Origin of the sequence: Castellaniella sp. GW247-6E4, assembly GCF_040276065.1 — a bacterium.
In the GTDB taxonomy this organism is placed as follows: domain Bacteria; phylum Pseudomonadota; class Gammaproteobacteria; order Burkholderiales; family Burkholderiaceae_B; genus Castellaniella.
Map to the genome: position 1 here is coordinate 464,611 of NZ_JBELOI010000001.1, position 16,915 is coordinate 481,525.

The 16,915-nt window shown below is 61.5% G+C and carries 13 protein-coding genes; 9 read left to right on the plus strand and 4 right to left on the minus strand.

The features are described from left to right. Window positions 1–20: 20 nt before the first annotated feature. From ABS761_RS02180 to ABS761_RS02195, 4 genes are all read right to left on the minus strand, one after another. A complete protein-coding gene (locus ABS761_RS02180) occupies window positions 21–1,112 on the minus strand; it encodes an NAD/NADP octopine/nopaline dehydrogenase family protein (protein ID WP_350406356.1) in 1,092 nt (363 codons plus the stop codon). Window positions 1,113–1,193: 81 nt separating this feature from the next. Further along, a complete protein-coding gene (locus ABS761_RS02185; RefSeq protein ID WP_350406357.1) occupies window positions 1,194–2,813 on the minus strand; it encodes an ABC transporter substrate-binding protein in 1,620 nt (539 codons plus the stop codon). A 69-nt stretch (window positions 2,814–2,882) separates the two neighbouring features. Then, on the minus strand, window positions 2,883–4,415 hold the full coding sequence (locus ABS761_RS02190) for an aldehyde dehydrogenase (protein ID WP_350406358.1): 1,533 nt from the start codon (window positions 4,413–4,415) through the stop codon (window positions 2,883–2,885). A gap of 17 nt (window positions 4,416–4,432) precedes the next feature. Then, entirely contained in the window at window positions 4,433–5,077 is a 645-nt protein-coding gene (locus ABS761_RS02195; RefSeq protein ID WP_350406359.1) for a GntR family transcriptional regulator, read from the minus strand. A gap of 274 nt (window positions 5,078–5,351) precedes the next feature. Here ABS761_RS02195 and ABS761_RS02200 point away from each other — a divergent pair, with 274 nt between their 5' ends. The 9 genes from ABS761_RS02200 to ABS761_RS02240 all read left to right on the plus strand — a co-directional run bounded on the left by ABS761_RS02200 (window position 5,352) and on the right by ABS761_RS02240 (window position 16,906). Then, window positions 5,352–6,098, plus strand: coding sequence for an alpha/beta fold hydrolase (locus ABS761_RS02200; RefSeq protein WP_350406360.1), 747 nt, complete (start codon window positions 5,352–5,354; stop codon window positions 6,096–6,098). A gap of 292 nt (window positions 6,099–6,390) precedes the next feature. Next, the gene (locus ABS761_RS02205) at window positions 6,391–8,574 is read left to right on the plus strand and encodes a N,N-dimethylformamidase beta subunit family domain-containing protein (protein ID WP_350406361.1); all 2,184 of its coding nucleotides are present in this window, start codon (window positions 6,391–6,393) and stop codon (window positions 8,572–8,574) included. Window positions 8,575–8,711: 137 nt separating this feature from the next. Beyond that, window positions 8,712–10,028 (plus strand): TRAP transporter large permease, encoded by a 1,317-nt coding sequence (locus ABS761_RS02210; protein ID WP_350406363.1) that lies wholly within the window; start codon window positions 8,712–8,714, stop codon window positions 10,026–10,028. Window positions 10,029–10,095: 67 nt separating this feature from the next. Further along, window positions 10,096–11,691, plus strand: coding sequence for an N-acyl-D-amino-acid deacylase family protein (locus ABS761_RS02215; protein WP_350406364.1), 1,596 nt, complete (start codon window positions 10,096–10,098; stop codon window positions 11,689–11,691). Window positions 11,692–11,718: 27 nt separating this feature from the next. Next, on the plus strand, window positions 11,719–12,741 hold the full coding sequence (locus tag ABS761_RS02220; protein WP_350406365.1) for a TRAP transporter substrate-binding protein: 1,023 nt from the start codon (window positions 11,719–11,721) through the stop codon (window positions 12,739–12,741). A 33-nt stretch (window positions 12,742–12,774) separates the two neighbouring features. Then, window positions 12,775–13,329 (plus strand): TRAP transporter small permease subunit, encoded by a 555-nt coding sequence (locus tag ABS761_RS02225; protein ID WP_350406367.1) that lies wholly within the window; start codon window positions 12,775–12,777, stop codon window positions 13,327–13,329. A 69-nt stretch (window positions 13,330–13,398) separates the two neighbouring features. Then, window positions 13,399–14,769 (plus strand): aspartate aminotransferase family protein, encoded by a 1,371-nt coding sequence (locus ABS761_RS02230; protein WP_350406368.1) that lies wholly within the window; start codon window positions 13,399–13,401, stop codon window positions 14,767–14,769. Window positions 14,770–14,784: 15 nt separating this feature from the next. After that, the gene (gene hisD / locus ABS761_RS02235; RefSeq protein ID WP_350406370.1) at window positions 14,785–16,110 is read left to right on the plus strand and encodes a histidinol dehydrogenase; all 1,326 of its coding nucleotides are present in this window, start codon (window positions 14,785–14,787) and stop codon (window positions 16,108–16,110) included. 34 nt (window positions 16,111–16,144) lie between these two features. Next, on the plus strand, window positions 16,145–16,906 hold the full coding sequence (locus ABS761_RS02240) for an SDR family NAD(P)-dependent oxidoreductase (protein ID WP_350406371.1): 762 nt from the start codon (window positions 16,145–16,147) through the stop codon (window positions 16,904–16,906). The last annotated feature ends 9 nt before the right edge of the window (window positions 16,907–16,915 follow it).

The following is a 16,915-nucleotide window of genomic DNA, read 5'->3' on the forward strand; positions in this document are numbered from 1 at the left end:
TTGTGGCGGATCGCAGGCGGTCAGGCGGAAATATCGGCAACAATCTCCTCGACCGACTTGCCTTCCAGCCCGAGGCTCTGCATATTGCGTCCCTCGGCTATGAAGTCACGACCTGTCAAAGCATTGGCCATGCCGATGGCGGCGTCCATGGCTGGCGTCGAGATACCGGCCGCTCGGCTCAGTTCAGCCATGGGAACGAGATCGCAAGCCACGTCCTGCACCAGATACCGGTGCGAAAGCGACTTGGGCGCAGGCGCGTAGCGATAATGGGTCACTGCCATTTCCTGCAGGGACTGCTCTAGTGTGGGGTGCTGCAGAGCGTAAGTCTCGACAAGCCAATCGCGTACGTTGGGTACGACCACCGAATAGGCTTGCGCGGCGGCGACTCGCTCCTGGTCGAGCTTCTCGATCAGGCGGCATACACTGGGAACCATATTGTTTGCGTAAAAATTATAGGCTCCGGGCGTTTCCACCATGGCCACGTTGGTGATCATGCCCGCAACGTGGAAGAGTCCGCCGAGGTCATTAAAAGCCGTATGCAGCAAGTTGGGAGCGGCCCTCATGCCCGGGAAGGCGGAACCTATCCTGTCCATGATTGCGGTGCTGCTGGAGGCCGGGTAGGCCGCAAGGCTCCAGGCCTCTTTGGTCGATGTCATCAGCACGCGATCGGGCGCTTTCACCGTCAGCATGTAGGGATAGGCGTCCATGTCACCGACGTTGACATTGGCACGGCAGCCAGCGGCGTCGAGTGCTGCGCGGAAAGCGAGTGATCCGGCGAAATGCCCCTGGATCAGCACGATCGTTTGGCCATCGACCAGCAGGGGCGCAAGCATGCGGGCGACCGCTGGATGCGCATTGCCGTAGGTCGATATAAGGATGACGGACGTTCCTTGGACGGCTGCGGCGAGGTCGGTGGTTGCCAGCGCTGTGGGTGCGAAATTTGCATCCCGCCCCTCCACATGAAGCCCACCGGCTTCACGCATGCCGGCAATTTGCATCTCATCGATGTCGTGCACATGCAAGCGGATGCCGGCGGTCCCGAGTTCCGCCACGAGCCCTTTGCCGCCCATTCCAGCACCGATGATGCACCAGGTGTCGCTGCTTCTGCTCATTTTGTCCCTATATCCCTTATGTTTTGAAACGATCCGAGGCGCCCTTATCAGGAGGCATTTTTTTGTGGTGGCTGTTTTTTCCTAATCGATCGTGATCCACCACAGCCGCACCTTATTGTCGGCTGTTTGCACGACATTGACGCCCGTTCGAGTGGCCCAGGCCAGCGGCTCGAGATAGAGCGGTATGGAACCGAAGTCTTGGCGGTGGATGGTAAAGGCTTCGCTGATCATCTCCTGGCGCTTGGCCATATCGAGCTCCGAGCTGACTTTTGTAGCCAATTCATCCAGCCGGGGATTCGAATAACCACCGGGGTTCCAGGCACCCGATTTACCACCCTTGGTATGCAGCACGCTATTGAGCATGACGTAGGCGTCGAGTTGGGGGGAATTCGCCCAGCCGATCATATAGACGTCCGCCCCACCACCGAGCATTTTTTTCAGGTATGGCGTCATGGGCTGTACGGTCAATCTGGCGCGCACCCCGATCCGGGCCCACATCGTTGCAATGGCCTGGCAGACCTGTTCGGCATTGACGTATCGATCCGAAGGGCAGTCCATGCCCAATTCGAAACCATTGGGGTATCCGGCATCCGCCAGCAAGGCCTTGGCGGCATCCTGATCATAAGGCACCAGTGGATCCGAGAGCGCTGCATCATATCCCTGGATCTGTGGTGCAACGAGATTGGCTGTCGGTTTGGTGAGGCCGCGTAGAATCCGAGCCGTCAATGTTTTAAAGTCGATGCCCTGGGTCAGTGCCTTGCGGACGCGCTGATCGGCAAGCGGATTTTTCCCCTTGATGTCGCTGGCATTGAGTTGTGCGGCGCCTTGATTGAGGCCTAGCAGGATCAGGCGCACGTCTTGGCCGAGAATCACGTCGACGCCCGGAGCTTTTCTGAGGCGCTCGACATCTTGGAGAGGAGCGGGCGTGATCAAGTCGAGCTCGCCCGATAGCAGAGCCGATACACGCGTTGCGTCCGAACTGATCGGGCGGAAAACAACCTCGGTGACATTGCTTTCGGATTTGTCCCACCAATTTGGATTGGAGATCAGAACGGTTTCCGCATCCGGTCGCCGGGATTTCAGCATGAACGGGCCGGTGCCGTTCGCATGCATAGAGGCGTAACTATCCTCGCCCTTTGTGGGATTGACTGCTGCGAGGCTGTTGTGTTCCTCCATCCATCCCTTGCTCATGATGAATACCGCTGCAAGGTCGTTAAGCAGGACGGGGTAGGGGGCGTTCACAAGCACATCCACGGTGAGGTCATCGACCTTCACGACATCCTTTACCGCGCTCAGGGCCACGCGATAAGGGGAATTGGGATCACCCGCACGCCTCAGCGACGCAATGACGTCGTCGGCATTGAACGGCTTTCCGTCATGGAATTTCACACCGCTGCGCAGCTTGAAACGCCACCTCGTGGGCTCAACCACCTCCCAAGAAGTGGCGAGTGCGGGCTCGAGCTTCAGTTCCTTGTTGAGCCTTACGAGAGGCTCGTAGATGTTCTGGAGAAAGCTTGCATTGCTGGTTGTGTAGAAGGCATACGGATCCATAGAGGTCACGTCGCCTTCGTTGCTCCACCGCAGCGTCTTGGCATTCGCCGAGAACGCGGTTGTGGAAAGGCAGGCAACTGCTAGCGTGATCGCGACTGCGCGCATGGAGCAGTGCCGGTGTATTCGTTTAGCCAAGTCCGTGCTCATCATAGTCTCCTGTTGTTTGCCGGCACCGGGTTTGGGTGCACGGCAAGTAGTGGCGATTTTCTAGTTGTAATTTCAATTCAAGCGCCGCGTACCTTCGGCTGCCTGACCGTACCAATCAAATGGGTGGTCGCCGACGTTGACGAGAACGCTCTTGACCTCGAAATGTTCATCAAAGGACTCTGTGCCGCATTCGCGCCCGATGCCGGAATCTTTGACGCCGCCCCAGGGTGAAGCAGGGTCCAGGCGATGATGATCGTTGATCCAGACGATGCCCGACTTCACTTTCGCGGCGACCCGGTGGGCTCGGGCGACATCGCGCGTGCGGATGGCCGCGGCCAGCCCGTAGGGCGAATCGTTGGCGATGGCGATCGCCTCGGCTTCGGTCTCGAAGGGGATGGCCACCGTGAACGGGCCGAACACCTCCTCGCGGGCGATTGCCATCGAGGGTGTGACATCGGCGAACAGGGTGGGCTCGACAAAGAACCCCTGTCCCTTCAGATGGGAGGGGACTTGGCCGCCCGCCACCAGGCGTGCGCCCTCATCGCGCCCGCGCTGCACGAAGTCGAGCACGCGTTGGCGTTGGCGTTCCGAGATGACAGGGCCCATTTGAGTCTCGGGATCGGCCGGGTCGCCGATGCGGATGCTGGCGGCCTTGGCGGCCAGTTTCCTGACGAATTCGTCGTAGATGCTCTTGTGCACCAAGTGCCTGCTGGCGCAAATACAGGTCTGGCCCGCCGCGATGTATGCGCCGAACGCGGCGTAGTTCACGGCTTGGTCCACGTCGTAATCGTCGAACACGATGACGGGGGTCTTGCCGCCGAGCTCTAGTGTCTGCCGCGCGAAGTGGCGGCCGGCCAGGGCCCCGGTGATCCGGCCGGCCTCGGTCCCGCCGGTGAGGACGAACTTGTCGAATCCGGGGTGGTTCGCAACGGCCTTGCCGGTGTTGGCGCCTATCCCGGTCACCACATTGAAGACGCCGTCCGGCAGACCCGCCTGGGAAAACAAGGCGGCCAGTCGCAGGGTGGTGAGCGGTGTGTACTCTGAGGGCTTGATCACGGTTGTGCAGCCGGAGGCAAGGACCGGAGCGAGGCTTTTGCAGAGGATCATCAAGGGGTGGTTGAACGGCGTGCAGTTGGCAACCACACCCACCGGCGTGCGCAGGGTGTAGTTCAGATATTCGCCTTGGACGGGAATCACGGCGTCGCGCCGAGCTAACGCGAGCCCGGCGTTGTATCTGAAGAAATCCGGCAGCCGGGCGAGTTGGGCGCGGGTTTCGCGAATTGGGCGGCCGTTGTTTTGGGTTTCGAGAAGGTAGAGTTCTTCGAGGTGAGCCTCGAGCACATCGGCCAGGTGATTGACGAGCTTGGCCCGCTCGCGGATCGACAGGCCGCCCCAGGCGGCAGACTCGAATGCGTCGCGTGCGCTGGCGTAGGCGACCTCGACGGTGGCGGGGCTGCCGTCAGGCACGCGCGCAAACGCGCTTCCCAGGTTCGGGTTGATGATGTCGATCATGTTTTCGCCATCGCCGAAAAATTCACGCCCACCGATGTGGTGGCCGACGTTGGGGATGCGTGATTTTTCGTCTGGGGCGTAGGTTTCCTGCATGTGTCCTCCTGGTAAGGTCAGCGATGGATGGCTGCCTGGCTGAGGTGATTGACGACGCGTTTTTCCGCATCCGAGATGTGGTGCTTGATCAGGCGGCTGGCCTTGCGGCGGTCCCCGCCTTGGATGGCGTCGATGATTTCACCGTGCTCCTGGAGCAGCACGCTTTTGTTCTGGGCCGGCATGGCGTCCACGCTATAGCGGATCATCCGCTCCATTTGTTCGATCAGATCTGTGGCCAAGCGAGCCATGCGCGAGTTTCCGGAGCTTTCGCAGACTGCAATGTGGAATTCGCGGTTGTATTTGATGAAAGCGTCGGTTGGCGCGTCGCCGCCGGCGTGATCCAGTGTCCGGAAGGCATCGAGCATGCTCAGGGATTCTTTGGTGCCGGTCGACGCGGCGGTTTCGGCGCAGGCGGACTCGAGGACCTTGCGCAGTTCGAACATTTCCCGCGCATCCTCGAGCGAGATGGGTGCCACCTTGTAGCCCTGGCGGGGCGCCACCGTCACGAGCCGCTCCTGCTCCAGACGCAGCAGGGCCTCCCGGACGGGGGATTTGCTGACCGCGAAGCGATGCGCGAGATGTTGCTCGCGCAGATCTGAATTCGGCAACAGCCGGCATTCGAGGATTTCGCTTTTCAGGACCTGGTACACGTTCTGGCTCAATGAGATTGCTTTGTGTATTGACATATCACAATATTTGCAAATCGATTTCTGATATATTACATCAAAAGGCTTCCCTTGATCAACATAAGCGATAGCTTATGATCCCGTAAGTAAAAACTATTTTATATCAATAAGTTAGCAGGAAAATCCATCATGATTCAATAATATTCTATGATGTGATCTGAATTATTAATATTGAAAATTGTAGTTCTGAGATATCACGAATCTTTCAAGCTTGGCATTTTTGTGAAGTTACCAATCTCTCGGAGGGTCTATGGTCTTGCGTCAAATTGGGCACGGGCGCCCGCTCTTGCTGGTGCATTCGCTTCTTGCGGACAGTCGCAGCATGGATGCCTTGGCATCGGAGCTTTCTTCGGGGTATCGCGTCGTCATCCCCGATCTGCCGGGCTATGGCGGATCACCCCGCTCCGGCGCATCGATTCCGGAAGTCGCGGCGGAATTGATGGCGGCGCTGGCAGCCGATGGCCTGAACCATGAACTCGGTGTCCTTGGCAATGGCTACGGCGGATTTGTTGCCTTGTCGCTGGCTCAGCAGTTTCCGGAGGAGGTCCGGCGGTTGGTCCTGCTCGATAGCGCAGCGGCTTTCCCGCCGGCGGGCAAAGAGGGTGTGCGGGCGATGATGGACAGCGTGCGGGAGGGCGGCATGCCCGCCGTCATGGATATCGCCTTGTCGCGCTTGTTTCCGCCGGCCTATGCGCAGGCCCACCCGGGCGCGGTGGCCTCCTGCCGGGCGGCGCTGGCGGAGATGGATGCAGAGGCCTTCATCGGGATGTGCCGCAATCTGATGATGGTGGACTTGCGCCCGGGCCTGGCATCCGTCCAAAGCCGGACGCTTGTGGTGGTCGGGCTGGAGGACCAGGCGACGCCGGTTGCCTTGGCACGTGAGCTGGCAGCGGTGATTCCGGACGCGCAGCTCACCGAGCTGGCTGGTTGCGGGCACGCGCCCCACATACAGATGCCGGAGGTCGTCACGCCCTTGATCAAGGCATTCCTGGCCTAGAGTGCTGCGCAAGAGGGGAGGTCATCGCGGCCAGAAAAATTCGCGCAACCCGCTTCCCGGTGCGGTGCCCGAAAATTTCTTCGCGATTAGGGGATTACCCGTATTTTGCGTATTTCATGACAATGCGATATGGACTGTGTTTAGAGAAATCAGTACCATTCGCTTCATAAATCGCCTTGCATACGAATGCAAGAAGACAAAACCAGCCATCGTCATCCCATGTGCGAATGGTGTAGCCGCTCCGGCGCGGTCCAGGGATCCCCTGTTTGAGCCCGGAGCAAGGAGGGGCCCGATGCCTGTGACTCGTGGTGCTGCGCAACCGCCCATCGTCGGTTATGTGACTCCCTTGCGGGGCCGGCCGGGTTCTCGGCTCGAGTTCAAGATCAGTTCCGCTGGCGATGCGCCGTTCTCGGCGCATGTGGTCAGGATTGACTGTGCGGATCCGAATCCAGACGGGCCTGGGATGAAGTGCGTGCCGGTGGATTTCGAGCTCGATGCCGATCCACGCCCGGGCCTGTATCAGACCACGCAATTGGGTTCGTATGGCATCGCCCCGATAGCACCGATAAAGCCCGGCGATGATTTCGTCGTGGAACTCGGGTTCCAAAGTCTGTTGGTCAAGGAGGATCCCCAGGCTCTGGTGTCCATCCAGGACGAAGGCGGCTCGCAGGGGGTCGTGATTGCTGTTGCGAACGGCGAACTGGTCTTGCACGGGCTCGACAGGCCCGGTGACGCGGCCTTGCTGGCGACGGGTTTGGGCGTGGACCGCGGCGCGTGGTATTTCATACGGGCGGCGTTTTCACGGGATGGTGTCGATATCGAGCTGATTGCGCATGAGCACGGGACGCCCGCCGGGACGGCGCGCGCCAAGACGCCGCTGCCGGCAGACTGGCGTGGCCGGGCGCTGGATCGCGTCCTGGTGGCCGGTGCGAGACGCGGAGATCGGCCCTTCTGGTTTTTCGATGGGCGTATCGAGGCTCCGGGTGTGTCGCTGGACGGAGGTGCGCGCTGCATCGCGCGGTGGGATTTCTCCAGCGACATGGAGGAATCATGCGTCGCGAACACGGTTGACCAAGACGGCGGGATGCGGTTGATCAATGCGCCGATGCGTGCGGTGCGCGGCATGCGCTGGAGCGGCCTGATCATGGATTGGAAGGACGGGCCCGAGGAGTACGCGGCCATTCATTTCCATGCGGACGACTTGTCGGACTGCGGTTGGGAAACGAGCCTGGTCCTGCGGATTCCCCAGTCGGCGCGCTCTGCGGTCTATGGCCTGGTCGTCGATAACGGGCAGGGCCGCGACACAATTCCGTTCTTTGTCGTTCCCGCCAAGTCGGGACCCCATGCGCGCGTGGCGTATCTGGCCTCTACGCTGACTTACCTGGCCTATGGAAACCATGCGCGCGGCAATTACCCGGGCGCGCTGGCCGAACGGATCGAACGCTGGGGTGCGTATCCCCATAATCCCGATAGGGTCCCGCAGTTTGGCCTGTCCACCTACAACCGCCATCCCGATGGTTCCGGCGTCAGCCTGTCGTCCAGGCTGCGGCCCTTGCTGACCATGCGGCCGGGTTATCTGACCTTTGCGGACTCACGCGGCTCGGGGCTGCGTCATTTTCCCGCGGATTCGCATCTGACCGACTGGCTCGCGGCGAAAGGCATTGCCTACGATGTGATCACCGACGAGGATCTGCACGAGGAGGGTGCCGAGGTGCTGGCGCCGTACGATCTCCTGCTCACCGGATCCCATCCCGAATACCATACCCGCGCCATGCTGGAGGCGTTGATCGACTTTCGCCGGAATGGCGGCCACTTGGCCTACCTCGGCGGCAATGGGTTCTATTGGAAGATCGCCTTGGGCGGCGCCGATGATGAGTTGCTGGAAATTCGCCGCGCCGAAGGCGGCGTACGCGCCTGGGCGAGCGAGCCCGGGGAATATTATCACCAGTTGGACGGCGGCTACGGCGGCCTGTGGCGCCGCAACGGCCTGGCGCCTCAAGCGGTTGGCGGGGTCGGTTTCACTGTGCAGGGCGAATTCGAAGGGAGCCATTACCGTCGGACGCCCGAGTCCCGCGACGCCGGCGTTGCCTGGCTGTTCGATGGCGTCAAGGATGAAACCTTTGGCGGATTTGGCTTGTCGGGCGGTGGTGCGGCGGGCTTCGAACTCGACCAGGCGGACCAGAGCCTCGGGACTCCGGATCATGCCGTCGTCGTCGCCGTATCCGAGCAGCACGGCCCCTCGTTCAAGACCGCCCCTGAGGAAATTCTGACCTGGACGCTGCCGGGCGCGTCGGAGCGCGCGCACCCGGGCATTTGTTCGCACATGATTTATGCCGCGCCGCGCGAAGGGTGGGGCAGTTTGTTCGCGGTCGGCTCGATCACCTTTCTGGGCAGCCTCTCGCATGACGGATACGCAAACGATGTATCCAAGGTTCTTGAAAATTATATCGGCAGGGTTTTGCAGGCCGCGGGCTAAGGCACCGCGACATGGGTCCCTGGCCATCGGCGCGCGGTCGTGAGGGCAGGGTCCTCGTCATGAGGTTGCATGCGAATGCAAAATGTGAATGGATATCCGGTGAGGGCTTGCCCTCGCCGAGGCGATAGGAGAAGCGCATGGAAAGTTTCGATCTGCTGCGAAATATAAGCATCATCCTGGGTATTTTGCTGCCGCTCCTGTTTATTGGCATGCATATCGGGATCGCCATGGCATGCGTGGGGATCTTCGCGCTCGTCGTTCTGGCCGATAGCGGCGGCAGCCTGATCATGCTGGGTCTGCTGCTGTTCAACACACTGGCCGACCAATACGCGCTGATTTCACTGCCCTTGTTCGTTTTCATGGGCTATCTGATCCTGCACATCGGACTGGCCGAGAAGATATTCAACGGCAGCAAAGCCCTGGTGTCCTCGGTCCCCGGCGGCCTGCTGCATGCGAATATCTTCAGCTCGGCCATTTTCTCGGCCATGTGCGGCTCGAGTGTCGCCACGGCGGCATCCCTGGGGTCGGTGGCCATTTCACTCGAGATCGACGAGCACAAATACCCCCCGCGCTCGGTCATGGGCTCGCTTGCCGCTGGCGGGACTCTGGGGATCCTGATTCCGCCCAGCGTGACCTTCATCGCCTACGGGGTATTCGTTGGCGAATCGATCGGCCAATTGTTCGCCGCGGGAATCATACCGGGCATCCTGCTGGCGCTGATCTTCATGGTGTGGATCTATCTGCGTGCCGTGATCCAGCCCTCGTCATCGGGTCCGAAACTGCCGTTTTCCTTTGTCGAGGCCATGCGCGGTTTGTACGGCATGTGGTCCGCCCTCGCCTTGATCATCGCCATCATTGCGTCGATGTACACCGGCCTGGCGACGCCGACCGAGGCGGCCGCGCTGGGTTGCGTATTCGCGGCCTTGATCGGGGTGTTCGGCGGACGCCTGAGCTGGGCGACGATCCGGAATGCGGCCCAGGATGCCGTCTATACGACGTGCTTCTTGATCCTGTTGATCGTCACGGCGCAGATCGTTTCGCTGGCGCTGTCGATGCTCGAGGTGCCGCAGCAGATCACGGCATGGGTCACCAGCATGGACTTTTCGATCCCGCTGCTCTTTACCGTCCTCGTCGTGATGTACATCTGCCTGGGTATGTTCCTGGAGCCCGCCTCCATGTTGTTCCTCACCTTGCCGATCGTGCATCCGCTGATGGTTTCCCTCGGATTTTCGCCGGTATGGCTTGGCGTGGTGCTGGTCGTGCTGGTGGAGCTCTCGAACCTCACGCCCCCGGTCGGCTTTAACCTGTTTGTGATCCAGGGCGTATCGGGCGGGCGTCCGATGAAGGATGTCGTCATTGGTACGATCCCCTACTGGATGCTGCTGATCCTCATGTTGGCCCTCTTGTATCTGTTTCCGCAGATTGCATTGTGGCTGCCTGGGAAATTGTTCTGAGCGTAATGGGTGAGTGGTTCTCCGATGGTCTTTTTGATACAGCCCGCGGGGGCTGGGGAGGCTGAAAATGTTTGACGTGATCTTGACGGGCGGTCTGATCGTGGACGGCTCGGGCCAGCCGGGGTACGAGGCTGATGTCGGAATCGCCGGGGATACGGTGACCGCGATCGGCAATCTGGCGGGGGCGGAATGTCGCCGCCGCGTCGATGCGCGCGGCTCGATCGTGTCGCCAGGCTTCATCGATCTGCACACGCATTCCGATTTCACCTTGCTGGTGGACGGGAAGGCCGAGAGCCAGGTTCACCAGGGGGTGACGTTCGAGGCTATCGGGAATTGTGGGCATAGCTGTGCGCCGGTGATCGGGGACCCTGCCATTCTCAAGCGCAGCATCGTGGGGCATCACTCGAGCATCGATATCACATGGCGCACGTTCGCGGAGTATCTCGACCAACTGGAGAGCCGCCCGCTTGGCGTGAATGTCGCCGCCTACGTTGGCCACGGGCCTTTGCGCATCGGGGTGCTGAAAGGGCAGCAGCGCCCCGCCACGATGGACGAGACGCGGCAGATGGCGCGCCTGCTCGAGCAGAGCCTGGAAGAGGGCGCCATCGGTTTTTCGACGGGGCTCGAGTATTCGCCGGGCAATGCGTCCAGGACCGAGGAGGTCCTGGAGCTTTGCAAAGTCACCGCCCGCAAGGACAAGGTCTACGCCACCCACGTCCGAAACCGGGATTACTTCTACGAACAGGGCATCGGCGAGGCCCTGTCTGTGGCGCGGCTCTCGGGGGTACAGACCCAGATCTCGCACATCACGCCAAAGTTCGGCGCGCCGCCGGAGGCCACCGCACACACCCTGGAAATGGTCCAATGGACGCGCGACCAGGGTGTCGATGTGGGTTTTGACGCGATTCCTCACGAGTGGGGCCCCACCTTGCTGAGCGCCGTGCTGCCTCCGTGGGCGTTCGAGGGCGGGATCGAGCAGATACGGGCGCGCTTACGGGACCCCGAGACCCGCGAGCTGATCAAGCAGAACCCCCTGACCATCTGGAAGCTGGTGCCTGCCAGGCGCTGGAGCCAGTTGATTCTCTTTGCCTCGGAGGCCAACAAGGCGCTGGTCGGCCTGAGCTTCGAGGAAATCGCCCGGATGCGCAACTGCGATCCCTACGACGCCATCCTGGACCTGCTGCTCGAGGAGGGCGAGAACCTCTACAACGCCACCTGGGTCGGCCACATTCTCACCGAAGCGGACCTGACGCTGACCATGGCGCATCCGGATTGCGCGATCATGTCCGACACGATTGCGCTGGCCCCCTATGGCGAACTCGCGGACATGAAGTTTTCGCCATCCTCGTACGGTTGGGTGGCGAAATGGCTGGGCCAGTATGTCCGGGACAAGAAAATCGTGCCCCTCGAGGAGGCGGTGCGCAAAATCACCTCGTTGCCGGCCCGCCGCCTGGGGCTCAAGAGGCGCGGCCACTTGCGCGTGGGCAGCTATGCCGATATCACCGTCTTCGATCCGGGCCGGATCGAGGACAAATCCACAATTGCGCGGCCCAATGTCTATCCCGTGGGCATTGAGTACGTCATGGTCAACGGCCAGTTGGCCGTCGAAGCGGGAGAGCGTATGCCAGTCAATGCCGGACGCGTGGTCCGCGGCTGGGAATAGAGTAGTTTTTTTTTGGGGAGATCGATCATGAAAAATATGATTCAAAAACTAGTCGTCACAGTGGTTGGCGCATCCTGCCTGCAATGGGGCGCCGTGGCCCTCGCGCAGGAGAAAGTATCCTGGACAATGGTGTCGCCGTTCCCGGCGTCCGACGTCACCACGCACCGCATGCAGGACTTCGCGAAGGCGGCCGAGAAAGCCACGGATGGCAGGTTCCGCCTGAAGGTGCTGGTGGCGGGGCAGCATCCCTATCAGTATCGCGACGGGCTGCGGATCGCCACGGATGGCTTGGCCGAGATTTCTCACACCGGCTTGACCTACCTGAGCTCTGTCGAGTCCTGGTTCGCGCTGCCCATGGTGCCTTTCGCGGTGCCCTATGACAAACAGCATGAGTTCACGCGCCGCTGGCACGAAGAGGTGGCCAATCCGTACCTGAAGGAAAAGTACGGTCTGAAAGTCCTGGCCTACTTCCTGGATTCGGGTGGCTGGGGCAATGCGATTCATACTCCGGTGCCGCTGAAGGATTTCGATTCCCTCAAGGGGCTGATGATTCGCGCCCACGACAAGAACACGGCGGCCCTGGCCCAGGTGCTCGGCGCGACGCCCGCGACGGTGCCCTACAGCGAGCTGTATGTGGCCGTTCAGCGAAAGTCGATCGATGGCGTGATGACCTCGCTCCAGGGGGCATATGCCCAAAAGCTCTGGGAGCTCCTGAAATTCACGAACATGTATGAGCCCTATTACGGCGTCGACGAGATCGTCGTCAGCCAAAAGAAATGGGACTCGCTGCCGGACGATCTCAAGCCCAAGCTTGCGGCCTTGTTCGAAGAGTGGTTCTCGTTGGCGCCGATGTACGAGTTCCACAGCAAGTTCAATCAGGAGATCGTCGAAGGTGCCAAGGCGCAAGGCGCGACCTTTGACGAGATCTCTCCGGAAATGCGCGCCGAGGCTCGCAAGCGCACCGCCAGCCTGCTGACCGATTATGTCGAGTCGGGTGGGGAAATGGCCGCAAAGAGCGTCAAGCTCTTGAACGAGGTGGTGGCTGACTGAGCCGAGCCGCCAGGGGTAATCATCGGAGGCAATATGATGGCCAATATTTCCGTATTCTTGGATCGTCAGGTCGAGAGGGTATCGGCGGCGGGAAACTGGATCTCGTGCATGGCGCTGATTGTCGTGGCCTTGGGCGTGACGGTAAACGCGTTTTCCCGATTCCTCTTCAAGCAGCCGATGATGTTCGTCGACGAGTACGCGCAGTACCTCCTGGTGGCGATATTCTATTTCGGGGTGGGGTACACGCTGAGGGCGGGCAAGCACGTGTCGGTGCGGATGCTCGTGGATCGTCTGCACGGCGCGTCCCGCGCGGTCGTGCAGTTGCTGGTGTCATCGGCCAGCCTCGTGATCATCGGCATGCTGACCTGGTATAGCTGGCTGTCGTTCATGTCGACGTACCGGGCCGGCATGGTATCCCTGACCCCGCTCGAGACGCCGCTCTCGATTCCTTTCGCATTCGTGTCGATCGGCATGACCATATTCTTTCTAGAAGCAGCCATGATCGTCATCAAGACGCTCGGTTCGCTGCTGGCGGGGCGGTTCGAAGAGGTGGGGCACGAGGACCCGGGTATCGGGATGATGGATTGAGGGTGGGCGGGGTTCCGGGCGGCGGCAGGGCGCCTGCCCGCCCGCGCCTATATTTCAGAGAGTTTGGACATGGGTGATATCAAACATTTATGGATAAACCAGCACGCCGAGGGACAGCAGTTGCCCCTGGCGGTTGGCGGCGATGGCGTCTTCGTCATCGATAGCACGGGAAAGCGCTACCTCGACGGATCCGCGGGTCCGGCGTTGTTCTGCCTCGGGCACAACAATCGCGAGGTCGTCGATGCGATCAAGGCGCAATACGATACCTTGGAGTTCGGCTATACCACGATGTTCTCCAGCCCGGTCATCGATGAGCTGTCGCAGATCGTGGCCGAGAGCGCGGGCGGCAACCTGCGCCGTGTCGCTTACGTCTCCAGCGGCTCGGAGGCGACCGACACGGCGATGAAGGCCGCGCTGCAATACCATCTGGCCAGGGGCGAGGGGGGGCGCACGCACTTCATCGCCCGACGCCAGTCCTGGCATGGCTACACGTTCGGCGCGCTGTCGCTGTCCGGACATCCTGCCCGTCGCCGGCCGTATGTGAACGCCCTGATGCCGGGTGTCACGCATGTGTCGCCGGCCAACAGCTATCGTCCGCCCGCAGGGGTGCGGGACGAGGATCTGGTGGATTTCCTGGCGCTCGAGCTCGAGCGCACGATTCTCGATATTGGTGCCGAGAAAGTCGCCGCGTTCTTCATGGAGCCCGTCGTGGGGGCCGCGGGCGGTGCCGTTCCCGCGCCGCAGGGCTATGCGCAGCGCATTCAGGAGGTGTGCCGGCGATACGGCGTGCTGCTGGTCGCCGACGAGGTCATGTGCGGCGTCGGTCGTTGCGGCACCTGGCGCGCGTTGGCGCACGACGGGGTCGAGCCGGACATCATGTATACGGCCAAGGGGCTGGCGGGCGGGTATGCGCCGATCGGCGCCGTACTGTTCTCCGACAAGGTGTACGAGCCCATTGCCCGGCAATTTGGCACTTTGGCCAGCGTGCATACGTATTCAGGCCACACCGCCGCCTGTGCTGCCGCACTCGCCGTCCAGCGGATCATCCGGCGCGACGGCCTGGTCGACAAGTGCGCGCAGGACGGCGAGTACATCATGACGCAGTTGCGACAGCGCCTGGGCGATCGTCCCTACATCGGCGATATCCGAGGCAGGGGACTGTTCATCGGCATCGAACTCGTGCGCGACCGCCAGACCAAGGCACCGTTCGCCGCGGCACTGGGCTTGGCGCAAAAGGTGAGGGACGCCTCATTCCAGAGGGGCTTGATCTGCTATCCCTCGCCGGGAACCGTGGACGGTTATCAAGGGGACCACATTGTGCTCTCGCCGCCCTACACGATCACCCGGCCCGAAATCGATCTGATGATCGATTTGCTGGTCGAATCTCTGGATCAGGTCATGCTGGCCCAGGGGGCGCTCGATGCGTCTTCTTCACATTAATGGAACTGTCTGAACATGGCTATTCGGTATTTGAAGCAGGGGCGGGATGCCGCCGCCGTGGTTGAGGCCGACGCGAAGGTGCGTGCGGTCGTCGAGTCGATCATTCGCGATGTTGAGCAAGAGGGCGAGGCCGCGGTAAGGCGTTATTCGCGGCAATTCGATCAGTGGGATCCGGCCGATTTCAAGCTGTCGCCGCAACAGATCGAGGGCGCGATCTCCAGCCTCTCGCGCCAGGAGCTCTCGGATATCCGCTATGCGCAGGAGCAGATCCGGAACTTCGCCCGCATTCAGCGCGAATCGATGCGGGATGTCGAGGTCGAGACGCAGGACGGCGTCATCTTGGGCCACAAGCACATCCCCGTGTCCGCGGTGGGTTGTTATGTGCCGGGCGGCCACTATCCCATGATCGCGTCGGCCCACATGAGTGTGCTGACCGCCAAGGTGGCCGGCGTCAAGCGCATCGTCGCAACGGCACCACCGTTCAACGGCAAGCCGCATCCCGCCATGGTGGCGGCCATGCACTTTGCCGGCGCCGATGAAATCCTGGCCCTCGGCGGCGTCCAGGCGGTGGCGGCGATGGCGGTCGGCACCGAGTCCATCGAGGCGGTGGACATGCTGGTCGGTCCTGGGAACATGTTCGTGGCGGAAGCCAAGCGCCAACTGTTCGGCCGCGTCGGCATTGATCTGTTCGCCGGTCCGACCGAGACGCTCGTCATTGCCGACGATACCTCCGATGCGGAAATGTGCGCGGTGGACATACTGGGACAAGCAGAGCACGGGCCCACATCCCCCGCGGCTCTGCTGACCACTTCCGAGACCTTGGCGCGGGCGACCCTGAAAGAGATCGATCGCCAGCTCGAGCGTCTGCCGACGGCGGACATTGCACGCATCGCATGGCGCGACTACGGCCAGGTGATCGTTTGCGACACGCTCGACGAGATGCGCCTGAAAGCGGACGAGCTCGCGTTCGAGCACGTCCAGGTGATGACCCAGGATCCACAGTGGTTTCTCGATCGCTTGCAGAATTTCGGCGCGCTGTTCCTGGGACCCAGAACCAACGTCAGCTATGGCGACAAGGTGATCGGCACGAACCATACGCTTCCGACCAAGCGCGCGGCCCGATACACTGGGGGTCTTTGGGTCGGGAAATTCCTGAAGACCTGCACCTATCAGCGCGTGGATACCGACGAGGCGTCCGTGCGGCTTGGGGAAATCTGTTCGCGGCTGTGCCATATGGAGAACTTCGTGGCGCACGGCGAGCAGGCCAACCTGAGGGTCAGGCGCTATGGCGGGAATCCCGATCTGCCTTGGTATCAGCCGGCACCCGCCCCGGCTGATTGACGGCCGCGGCGCCGGCCGATTTCAGGAGCTTGCCATGATTCCTCAAACCCCTTCTTTCCGGTTGGACGGCCGGCGGGCGCTTGTGACTGGCGCCGGCCGCGGAATCGGGCTGGCGTGCGCGGCGGCCCTGGCGCAGGCTGGGGCCGAGGTCGTGATGGTGGCGCGGTCGCGTGATGACATCGAGCACCAGGCCTCGCTGATCCGCGCCGCGGGCCTTGCGGCGCGGGCCATGGTGCTCGACGTCACCGACGCTGACGGCGTGGATGCGTTCTTTGCCGCAAATGAGCCGTTTCATGTGTTGGTGAATAATGCGGGGACCAATCGCCCCAAGCCGATCATCGACACGCCCGATGTGGACTTCGATGCCGTCGTTGACTTGAACTTGCGTGCCGCGTGGCGCATCGCACGGGAGTGGTGCCGCGTCCTGCTGCGGACGCGGACTGAGGGCAGCCTGATCAATATATCGTCCCAGATGGGCCTCGTCGGCAGTCCGGGCCGCACAGTATACTGCGCGACGAAGCACGCGATTGAGGGTTTGACAAAGGCGCTGGCCTGGGAGATGGGTGCGCACGGCATTCGCGTCAACACCGTGTGCCCGACGTTCGTCGAGACCGAAATGACGCGGCCGATGTTCGAGGATTCGGCATTTCGCGACATGGTGATGAGCATGATCGCCCTGGGCCGGCTGGCGCGCGTCGAGGACCTGATGGGGCCGGTCGTCTTCCTGGCGAGTGATGCGTCGGCCATGGTCACTGGTTCCGCGCTGGTCGTGGACGGGGGCTGGACCGCGAGATAAATCGAAACG

What these genes read in the sequence shown, in the direction of transcription:
- ABS761_RS02200 (WP_350406360.1), top strand. Translation starts at nt 5,352, where the DNA reads ATGGTCTTGCGTCAAATTGGGCACGGGCGCCCGCTCTTGCTGGTGCAT.
- ABS761_RS02215 (WP_350406364.1), top strand. Translation starts at nt 10,096, where the DNA reads ATGTTTGACGTGATCTTGACGGGCGGTCTGATCGTGGACGGCTCGGGC.
- ABS761_RS02205 (WP_350406361.1), top strand. Translation starts at nt 6,391, where the DNA reads ATGCCTGTGACTCGTGGTGCTGCGCAACCGCCCATCGTCGGTTATGTG.
- hisD (WP_350406370.1), top strand. Translation starts at nt 14,785, where the DNA reads ATGGCTATTCGGTATTTGAAGCAGGGGCGGGATGCCGCCGCCGTGGTT.
- ABS761_RS02225 (WP_350406367.1), top strand. Translation starts at nt 12,775, where the DNA reads ATGATGGCCAATATTTCCGTATTCTTGGATCGTCAGGTCGAGAGGGTA.
- ABS761_RS02230 (WP_350406368.1), top strand. Translation starts at nt 13,399, where the DNA reads ATGGGTGATATCAAACATTTATGGATAAACCAGCACGCCGAGGGACAG.
- ABS761_RS02240 (WP_350406371.1), top strand. Translation starts at nt 16,145, where the DNA reads ATGATTCCTCAAACCCCTTCTTTCCGGTTGGACGGCCGGCGGGCGCTT.
- ABS761_RS02220 (WP_350406365.1), top strand. Translation starts at nt 11,719, where the DNA reads ATGAAAAATATGATTCAAAAACTAGTCGTCACAGTGGTTGGCGCATCC.
- ABS761_RS02185 (WP_350406357.1), bottom strand. Translation starts at nt 2,813, where the DNA reads ATGATGAGCACGGACTTGGCTAAACGAATACACCGGCACTGCTCCATG.
- ABS761_RS02180 (WP_350406356.1), bottom strand. Translation starts at nt 1,112, where the DNA reads ATGAGCAGAAGCAGCGACACCTGGTGCATCATCGGTGCTGGAATGGGC.
- ABS761_RS02190 (WP_350406358.1), bottom strand. Translation starts at nt 4,415, where the DNA reads ATGCAGGAAACCTACGCCCCAGACGAAAAATCACGCATCCCCAACGTC.
- ABS761_RS02210 (WP_350406363.1), top strand. Translation starts at nt 8,712, where the DNA reads ATGGAAAGTTTCGATCTGCTGCGAAATATAAGCATCATCCTGGGTATT.